The 9,636-nt window shown below is 45.2% G+C and carries 9 protein-coding genes; 7 read left to right on the top strand and 2 right to left on the bottom strand.

Annotated features, from left to right (window positions below; translation table 11 throughout):
* Positions 1 to 476: hypothetical protein (locus tag QXE01_09490; protein MEM4971472.1), on the top strand; the 476-nt coding region annotated here is incomplete at its 5' end.
* Positions 477 to 506: 30 nt separating this feature from the next.
* On the opposite strand, the gene QXE01_09485 is transcribed toward QXE01_09490, so the two are convergent.
* Positions 507 to 1,463: a cobalamin biosynthesis protein gene (locus QXE01_09485; GenBank protein ID MEM4971471.1), complete on the bottom strand. Its 957-nt coding sequence runs from the start codon at positions 1,461 to 1,463 to the stop codon at positions 507 to 509.
* Positions 1,460 to 2,209: an adenosylcobinamide-GDP ribazoletransferase gene (gene cobS, locus QXE01_09480; protein MEM4971470.1), complete on the bottom strand. Its 750-nt coding sequence runs from the start codon at positions 2,207 to 2,209 to the stop codon at positions 1,460 to 1,462. Before cobS ends, QXE01_09485 begins: the two co-directional genes overlap by 4 nt.
* 103 nt (positions 2,210 to 2,312) lie before the next feature.
* On the opposite strand from cobS, the gene QXE01_09475 reads away from it, so the two are divergent.
* The 6 genes from QXE01_09475 to QXE01_09450 all read left to right on the top strand — a co-directional run.
* Positions 2,313 to 4,685, top strand: a complete 2,373-nt coding sequence (locus tag QXE01_09475; protein MEM4971469.1) for a xanthine dehydrogenase family protein molybdopterin-binding subunit — start codon at positions 2,313 to 2,315, stop codon at positions 4,683 to 4,685.
* 4 nt (positions 4,686 to 4,689) lie between these two features.
* Positions 4,690 to 5,559, top strand: a complete 870-nt coding sequence (locus QXE01_09470; GenBank protein ID MEM4971468.1) for an FAD binding domain-containing protein — start codon at positions 4,690 to 4,692, stop codon at positions 5,557 to 5,559.
* Positions 5,556 to 6,032: a (2Fe-2S)-binding protein gene (locus QXE01_09465; protein MEM4971467.1), complete on the top strand. Its 477-nt coding sequence runs from the start codon at positions 5,556 to 5,558 to the stop codon at positions 6,030 to 6,032. Before QXE01_09470 ends, QXE01_09465 begins: the two co-directional genes overlap by 4 nt.
* Complete coding sequence (locus QXE01_09460; protein MEM4971466.1) at positions 6,025 to 7,311, top strand: DUF1116 domain-containing protein; 1,287 nt, start codon at positions 6,025 to 6,027, stop codon at positions 7,309 to 7,311. Before QXE01_09465 ends, QXE01_09460 begins: the two co-directional genes overlap by 8 nt.
* Positions 7,312 to 7,314: 3 nt before the next feature.
* Positions 7,315 to 8,184 (top strand): DUF2877 domain-containing protein, encoded by an 870-nt coding sequence (locus tag QXE01_09455; protein MEM4971465.1) that lies wholly within the window; start codon positions 7,315 to 7,317, stop codon positions 8,182 to 8,184.
* 393 nt (positions 8,185 to 8,577) lie between these two features.
* Positions 8,578 to 9,636: cytosine permease (locus tag QXE01_09450; protein MEM4971464.1), on the top strand; the 1,059-nt coding region annotated here is incomplete at its 3' end.

The following is a 9,636-nucleotide window of genomic DNA, read 5'->3' as shown; positions in this document are numbered from 1 at the left end:
TAATAGCATTTGGAAAGGGGTTTCTAGATATAGTACCACCTATAAGGGGTGTTAATGCCTATAGAAGGGTTATCTCATCCCTCTCCAAAATAGCCTTCTCCCCAGATCTTGGGAAGCCTGCTGAAGAAGATCATGTGAGGATTATAAGAGCTATATCGAGATATGTGGGCGAGGGAAGCTCTGTCCTTCTCTTCCTCCACCCAACAATGGATCCTGGGTATGCCTCTAACCTTTCAGAGCTTATCATGAGAGCTGCTAAAGCCTCCGGGGGGTCTATATACGCTGTGATCCCAACCCCAGATATTGACACTATAGGAAAAAGAGATCTAGCTTCAAGGCTAGAAGCCCTACATATGATCAAGGGTGGCATGGATATCATGAGATCCTTATTTAAAAGGGGGATACCCACGATCAATATATCATATAGAGATATAGCTAAGATCTCGAGGCTGATCGAGCTATCGAAAACGCCATAGCCATAGAGCTATAACGATCTATGCGGATTTTTAGATCCTCAAGATCATGTGAGTCAGCGTTGCGAGAGCTATAGAAAGAATATATATAGCTATCAGAAGTGAGTAGAAGAGCCTCAACCCTCTATAGATATCTCCATATCTAGGGAGCTCCCCCTCGCCCAGAGAGTAGCTACCGATCTTCTCTAGCCTCACACCTAGAGCTCCAGCGGCTGCAGACATGGGATGCCCGGCGTTGATGCTCTCAGTCCTACCCCTATATATTTTATATATGTTATACGCCCTACCCACTTCCCCACCAGCTATTGGTGCAAGTATAATAATTAATATAGCGGTAATCCTTGCTGGGATAAAGCTTATAGCTGTATCGGCTCTTGCAGAGAGCCATCCCGCATAGATATATTCGGGAGTTTTATATCCCAGAGCACTATCAAGGGTATTTATGATTCTCTGTGCAAGCCCTCCAAGGGGACCGAAAAGGGCTGTGTAGAATAGTGGGGATGAGATACCATCTACAGTGCTTTCGAAGAGGGATTCTATTGCTGCAGACGCTATATGGCCCTCCCCTAGGTTCTTTGTATCTCTCCTAACTATCCAAGAGGTTTTCTCCCTCGCACAAAGGAGATCTCCTCTCTCGAGGCATCTAGCTATTGAGAGAACTATATCCCTTAAAAGCTTTACAGGTGTTGAGATCTTAACTATATATGATGCTATGATAAGCCATAGGAGATCGCTGATTAGATATGATATATATAGAGCACAGGCATATAGAGCTAGATGTGTGGCCATAACTATTACCCATGTTGCCACACCCCTCAACCTAGTAGATCCTGGAGGGGCTAGCTTCTTCGCCATTACATAGCTTGTATATACTGGGTGTATCTTCAGCATTATCCCAGTATGATAGGGGTATAGAAGATCCATTATGAGGCCGATGAGAATCGGGGCGATTCTATAGATAGGGTTAGAGGGGATCAGATACTCGATCATAGGATTACCCATGATGCTATAAATACTAGGTAGCATAGCTCGCCTGAAAACCCTATTATATCTCCACTCACATATCCAGGGATCCTATTGGCTATAATGGTAACAACTATAGGAGATAATATACCTGTTATAAATGGGTGGATACTCCACCGGATATCCATTAAATATATTGTGGCTATATATATAGCAGATGCGATGATGAGGGAAGCTATAGCCCCTCCCGCCCTAATCCTCTCCTTAAAGATCCTTCCCAGCCCGTTATACGGCTCTTCATGTCCAAGCCATAGTGTGATAACCATTGAAACCCCCTCTATAACCTCTCCAAGCATTAGGATCACAGGTAGATATTCGAGAGGGGCTGATGATATAGATGTGTAGAGAAGCACTACATAGAGGGCTGCTACAGAGACCCCATAGGATCCTCTATACCTATCCTTCATAACATCTCTAGCATCTCGGCCAAATCTGTGGGCGAGGAGAGCCTCTCCATAGTCTATAAAGCCATCAACATGTAAAAAGCCTTGGACAAGCATGTGAAACGCCACCATGATACCCGCGATAAAACCCTCTGGATAGTGTTTTGCAAGCACATAGGATAGCAATGATATCGGGACTCCTCTGAGGAGACCTACTATAGGGGCTAGTGGGAAGTACTGTGCAGCATCATATATAGATCTATATCTGCTTGGCACGGGATATATAGTTAGAAATGAGATCAGGGCTAGGAAACCCCCTATAAATCCCAACTACCAGCCCTTATAGAGTATTGGTGAAGGAAATATCTAGGATATCAGCTATATATCGAACCAGCTTATATCCCCTTCAAAGATAACATTGATTGGCGTTCCTATGGAGGATAAGGGATTTAGATATGTGGGTAAGCCTATACCGAGATTCGATGTTGACAAGGTATACGGTGGAGCCTTATTTGCAAGCGATATAGAGTTGCCAGGGATGCTCTATATAAAGCTCGTATCAGCTCCATACCCACATGCTAGGATAAAGAAGATAGACTATTCAGAGGCCCTCAAGGTGCCAGGGGTTGTGGCTGTCTTCACAGGCGAGGATTTCCCACATAAGGTTGGGATATATGCAGCGGATAGAGATGTGCTTGCCAGGGAGAAGATCCTATATTATGGGCATCCATTCGCAGCAGTTGTTGCAGAGAGCCTGGATATAGCTGAGAAGGCTGCAGAGCTTATAGATATAGAGGTAGAGCCCCTCCCAGCTGTATTCACAATCGAGGAGGCCCTAGCCCCTGGAGCCCCTGTGATACATGAGAGGCTTGGGGAGTATAGAAGGGCTCCATTCATCAACCCAGTTCCAGGGAGTAATATAGCTAATAGGGTTAAGCTGAGGAAAGGAGATGCTAGCAAGGCTATGGAGGAGGCTGATGTGGTTGTTGAGGAGACATATAGATCTGATCCCCAGTCCCACGCATATATGGAGACATGGGCTGGAGCTGCAAGGGTTAGAAGTGATGGAACCATAGAGGTTTGGTCCTCCCATCAATCACCATTTGCGGTTAGAAATCTACTTGCAAGCTCCCTCGGCATACCTGTTAGCAGGATAGTTGTTCACCACCTCTACACAGGAGGGGGTTTTGGGGGGAAGGCTGGTCTGCTCTTAGAGCATATACCTGTTCTCATATCGATGAAGCTTGGTGGCAGACCGGTCTATCTATCGCTGAATAGGGAGGAGAACTTCTACTACATGGCTCAGAAGCCCGGCTTCCTGTTTAAGATGAGGACAGGGGCTTCAAAGGATGGAAAGCTTGTTGCACATATTGGTGAGTACTACCTCGATGCGGGGGCATATGCTGACTACACAGTAAACGTCATAAGATCATCAACATTTATGGCTACAGGTCCATACGAGATACCCCATATAAGTGTTGATGGATATGCCGTATACACTAATAAGGTTCCCACAACAGCATTCAGAGGCTTCGGGGTTCTCGAGCTAACATCTGCGTTTGAGCAGCAGATGGATATTCTAGCCGAGAAACTCGGGATCGATCCTGTAGAGTTTAGGTTGATGAACGCGCTCAAACCAGGATCCTCTATAACACCAACCCAGGAGATCCTAGCCGAGGATGCTGGAGACCCAGCAGGGGTTATTAGAAGGGCTGCAGAGCTTATAGAGTATTATAAACCCCCTGAGAAGCCTGGAGAGCCCTGGAGGGTGAGGGGTAAGGGGATAGCTGCTGCGTGGAAAGGACCTGTACAGCCTCCCAATGCTGCTTCATCAGCAATTGTTAAGCTCAATGAGGATGGTTCCGTTGATGTGCTTGTAGGAACAGGGGAATTCGGCCAGGGAACAATTGTGGCTCTAGCCCAGATTGTTGCTGAGGAGCTAGGCATACCTGTTGAGAAGGTGAGGATCTCTTCCCATAGGTCTACAGATCTTGTTCCATACACCTGGCAGACGGTGGGTAGCAGGGGTCTCTTCAGCGATGGACAGGCCCTTCTAAGAGCTATCCAGGATCTGAAGGAGCAGATAAGGGAGGTTGCTGCGAGAGCCTTCAACGTGTTCAAGGACGAGATAGAGATTAGGGATGGCAGGGCATGTGTTGCTGGGAGGCCGAGGGAATGCTTATCGCTTGAGCAGATAGCCCTTGGATATACATTCCCAAGTGGGGAGACTATACATGGCCCATTAATAGGAAGGGGATCCCATGTGCCCTCGGGAACAACGTATCTAGATCCAGAGACTGGGAAGGGGAATCCAAAGCCCTTCGTAACATTCGTTGCAGGTGGTGTTGAGGTGGAGGTTGATCTGATAACTATGCAGGTAAGGGTTCTAAAAGCGGTTTTCGTAGCAGATACACCGATCATAAATCCAGGCCTAGCAGCTGGCCAGGTATATGGTGGTGTGTTAATGGGTATAGGGTTAGCGCTCAAAGAAGCTATAGCTTTTGACGAGACAGGGGCTCTGAGAAACCCCAGCTTCCTAGAATATAGGCTTCCAAGGGTCGAGGATATGCCTCCCGAGATAGTCTTTGAAAGCCTCGGGGTTCCACAGAGAAATGCTCCATATGGTGCAAAGGGTATTGGGGAGCTCACAGCGCTGCCATGGCAGGCTGCTATAGCTAATGCCATCTACAGGGCTATAGGTGTTAGGGTTAAGGAATACCCTATAACGCCTGAGAGGCTGTTAAAAGCTATTAAGGAGCAGAGGCCTGATCTCCTCGAGATGCTTAGAAAAACCATGATCGGGTGATCCGATGGCCCTTGTCTTCAGAACAACCCTCCCAGACTTCGAATATCTATCGCCGGAGAGCCTAGACGAGCTCCTAGCCCTGAAGTCTAGGTATGGGGATAGAGCAGCTGTACTAGCTGGTGGAACAGTTCTTATAAATCTAATGAGAACAGGGTTTAGATATGAGTATGTGATAGATATTAAAAGGGTTAAGGAGCTAACAGTCCTTGAATATAACGAGGGGAAGGGGTTATCGATAGGTTCTGCTGTAACCCTTAGGGAGCTTGAGAGAAGCGATATTGTTAGGAGCAAGTACAGCGTGCTCTGGGATGCTGTGAGGCAGATAGGGGATTTCCATCTTAGGAGCAGGGCCACGATAGGGGGTAACATATGTAATCCAACCCTCCAGGCTGATACAATACCACCTCTAATGGTTCTAGGGGCTAGGGTTGAGATCTCATCTATGAGAGGGACTAGGATGATCCCTATATGGGAGCTTGTTAGGAAGGGAGGAGGCTTCTCTCTAGAGCCTGATGAGGTGATCACAAAGATCTATGTGCCAGAGCCTCCTCAAGGATCTAGGGGGGCTTACTTCAAGGTCTGGTGGATCCTTGGGATCGCTGCTCTAACAGCTAAGATCGATAGTCCGGGTGAGAGGATAGTGAGGATAGCATATTCATCCGCAGCTCCCCAGCCAATTCTTGTTGAGAATATAGAGGAGATCTTTAGACAGGATAAGCCCATAACATCCTTAATCGGCGAGGCGATTAGATATATAAAATCACTCGTAGATCCTCCGAATGATGCGAGGGCTTCTAGGGAGTATAGAATGCACTTAATAGAGTTCGGAACAGCATATCTTCTCAGAAAGCTATTAGGGGGTGAAAGCCTGTGAGGATCAGCTTTACAGTGAATGGGGTTAAAAGGGCTATTGATGTTAAGCCTAGTGAGAGGCTGATAGATGTTCTCAGAAACAGGCTTGGGATCAAAAGTGTTAGGGCTGGATGCCTCGTAGGTGATTGTGGGATCTGCACTGTGATCATGGATGGAAAGCTTGTGAAGTCATGCACAGTACTAGCCGTTGAGGCTAATGGCTCGAATATAATTACCTTAGAAGGGCTTTCAGAGGGTTTGAAGCCATCCCCGGTTCAGAGGGCTTTTGTAGAGTCGTTTGGATACCAGTGTGGATACTGCACACCAGCATTTGTGCTCACAGCATATTGGATCTCTGAGAACATGGTTAACGCATCTGATAAGGAGATCTCAGAGGTTCTCAATAGCATTGTATGTAGATGCACAGGGTATAAGCAGATCCTGGACTCGGTGAGGCTAGCCCTTAGATGGAAGAGGGGTGGGGAGCATGGCTAGAGGTGTACAGTCTATTAAGGAGGAGGTTGAGAGGGCTAATAGGGATGCTGTTGAGAGGATGATGGAGGCTGAGCCATACTGGGTCGACATGGATCTAGCTATAAAGGTTATCCCAGGTATGAAGGATTATATGCTGCTCCATGCAGGCCCACCCATAACATATGAGAAGGCCTCGGGGCCTCTGAGGGGGGCTCTCATAGGTGCTGCTATCTATGAGGGTTGGGCTAGCTCTCCTGAGGAGGCTGATAGAATGCTTAGAAGGGGTGAGATCGTTATCGAGCCTACGCATCATCACAGCTCGGTAGGCCCCATGGCTGGTGTGATCTCTCCTAGGATGCCTGTATATATAGTTAAGGATCGGAGGAACCCTGAGAGATATGCATATTCAAATATGAATGAGGGTATTGGAAGGGTTCTCAGATATGGTGTCTATGATAGGGATGTCATAGATAGGCTTAGATGGATGGAGAGGGTTCTCTACCCAGTTCTTAGAGAGGCTATAAGGGCTATGAGGAGAGATGGTAGAGAAGGCCTCGATGTTAAATCCCTCATAGCGCAGGCTATACATATGGGTGACGACTGCCATAACAGGCTTGTGGCTGCAACAACCCTCTTTATAAGGGAGATGGCTCCCTATATCTTCTCAACAGATCTCGATAGATCCTTGGTTAGGGAGGCATATAGCTTCATATATGGAAACCCATTCACAACCCTCAACATAGTCATGGCAGGGGCTAAGGTGATGACTATGGCTGCCCATAGTATCAAATATAGCACAATAGTAACGGTTATGGCTAGAAATGGAACCGAGTTTGGTATAAGGGTGAGCGGGCTTGGGGATGAGTGGTTCACAGCACCAGCACCAGTGCCCAAGGGGGTGTGGTTTCCTGGATATTCTGAGAAAGATGCCAACCCAGATATAGGGGACTCAGCGATAACGGAGACAGCGGGCTTCGGGGGCTTTGCAATGGCAGCAGCCCCAGCTATCGTAAGCTGGGTTGGAGGATCTGTTGAATTCGCTGTTGAGAACACGAAGAGGATGTACCAGATCACATATACGAAGCATAGATACTTCACAATACCATATCTAGAGATGCAGGGCACGCCAACCGGGATAGATATTAGGAAGGTAATAGCAACAGGTATAACCCCCACTATAAACACCGGGATAGCCCATAGAGAGCCTAACAAAGGACAGATAGGGGCTGGGATAGTTACAATGCCGATAGAGCCTTTCAAAGCTGCTCTCAGAAGATTTGCAGAGGTATATGGGCTATAACCAATGAAGAGGATCCCAGCATATTCGATAGGATGGATAGCGAAGGAATATATTACAAAGCACAGGATCTTTAGGATCCACAGCGTATTTTCAAGAGGAGCCTATGTAGAGCTTAATGGAGATATAGTCTTCGATATAGCAGTGTCTAGAATTAGATCTGAATCCAGTATATCACTAGATATGGATTATTTTTTATTACATATTAAAGATCTATCTAAATTTATCTCCATCGGAGATCGCCTAGTCATTGATAAGAATTTAATACTTGTAGACAACTCTATAGCTATAGATCTTGCGAAGGCCTCCATCTATAGCCCAGAGATTAAAACCTATAGAGAGATATGCTATAAAATCAAAAGCCTAGAAGATATTGATAAAACTTTAGAGAGGTTCTTAAACATATCAATATTTATAGGAAAGATCTATAGAGATGAGCTTGAGATCCTCAGCGATATACTAAAACACATACATAGCATAGCAATAGGAAGGGATCATGTTGAAGAGCTAGTAAGGCTCCTTGAAAAATGCATAGGATTCGGAAGAGGGTTAACCCCGTCGTGCGACGATCTTGCTGCTGGGTTCATAACAACATACAATATTCTGGGAAAAATATGTGGAGGAAAGCCCGTGGAGATCAGTGAGTCGAGCCTCAAGAAGACTACTGTGATCTCAGCATATATACTTAGGAAAGCCTCTAAAGGGGTTATCTATGAGCCTTTAGAGAAGCTTCTGAGAGATCCAAATGATCCCAAGATGATCGGAGCTCTGATAGATCTCTTGGAAATAGGACACAGCTCAGGAGCAATGTTTGGTATGGGAGCTCTGATAGGAATGAAGCTCTATAGTTCAAGATCTACATTCGGCAATAGATGATCTATAATTTTAACCAGGATTAGAGATCCATTATCAAGGTACTGGGTAACATAAGGATTAGGTAAGCTGGATGCGATCTCCGCCGATGTAGTTCTACTACTCGATGTCTAAATAATTGTCTATAGCTTTAAGATATTTCATAATAATCTTTTTCTTAGCAACTCTTAACATTTTAGAGGGCATAGATACTGACATACAGATCTTTTTCGAAAGCATTTCTAGATTTAGTCTCCTAGGATATTCATAGTATCCTAGATCATATGCTTTCTCAATAATTTCTAACTTAGGTTAATCTCTTTTAAGCGTTTCAACGGCCTTTCATTATATATGCCAATATATCCTCTTTTGAAAAATATTTAAAACTAATATGTTAATATATTTCGGTTGGTTGAATTGGGTGAGGGTTTAGTAGAAGTTAGAGTAATAGGCACGAAAGACCACCCTGATCTTCTTCCAACACCTATTTCACAGAGGACAATAGGATCTTTTACCTATACGGTTATGATACTTTCTATGGCTATAACTACATCAATTTTCTTTCTAGGATGGTTATCACAGATCTTGGGTCTATCCCTTCTACAGGCCCTTATAGCTGCGTTCATAGGCAATGGTGTTGTTGCAGCGATCATGACTCTTAATGGCTGGCTAGGTGTTAAATACGGGATTCCATTCCCGGTTCAGCTCAGATCTTCCTTTGGTGTGAGAGGATCTATAGTTCCTCTTCTAGTTAGAGCTATAGTATCGATCTTCTGGTATGGTGTTGATGGATATATAGCTGCATGGGCTATCACAGCCTCAGCCATGCTTGTAGCAGGCTTTCCACCTGATGCTATAGTCTCGGAATCCCTTAGATATACTCCTATAACATTTATAATATATCTAGCTATAGTTGCTCTTGTAGGTTATAAAAGAATAACGGGGATCAAATATCTAGATCTAGTGGCAGGCCCTCTCCTAATTATATTCTTCACATGGTTCGTGATCTATTTATATACAGAGCCTTCGATCCCCAAAAACCCTATTCCCATATATGAGGGTAGGGTAAGCTGGATCAGTACCGAGTTCTTCCTCATGATAGCTGTTCAGACTGCTTGGTGGAGTACGATAGCCCTGAATGTTTCCGATATATGTAGGTATAACAAGTCCTTCAAAACTCTATACTATGGACATACATTGGGCTTGATAGTGCCTCAGGTTGTGGGTACACTACTAGGCTTTATAGCGACATCGCTAACAGGTGGGATCTATAGCCCTATCGATATAATAGCTAAGTACTCACCAACACCTATCCTAGGTTTGTTTGGTCTAGTGTTTGCTTTCCTCGCAACTGCTAGCACCAATGTTACCGGTGATGTTCCAGCTGCGACCAATGCCATTATAAGGATAGCAAGGATAAGGTGGGAAAATGCTGTTATAATTGCTACTATTCTTGCATGGCTTGTCATAGGGCCT

It is taken from the genome of Sulfolobales archaeon (assembly GCA_038897115.1).
In the GTDB taxonomy this organism is placed as follows: Archaea; Thermoproteota; Thermoprotei_A; order Sulfolobales; family AG1; genus AG1.
Note: the sequence above shows the minus strand (reverse complement) of the source record. Positions and strands in the feature narration are given on the sequence as shown.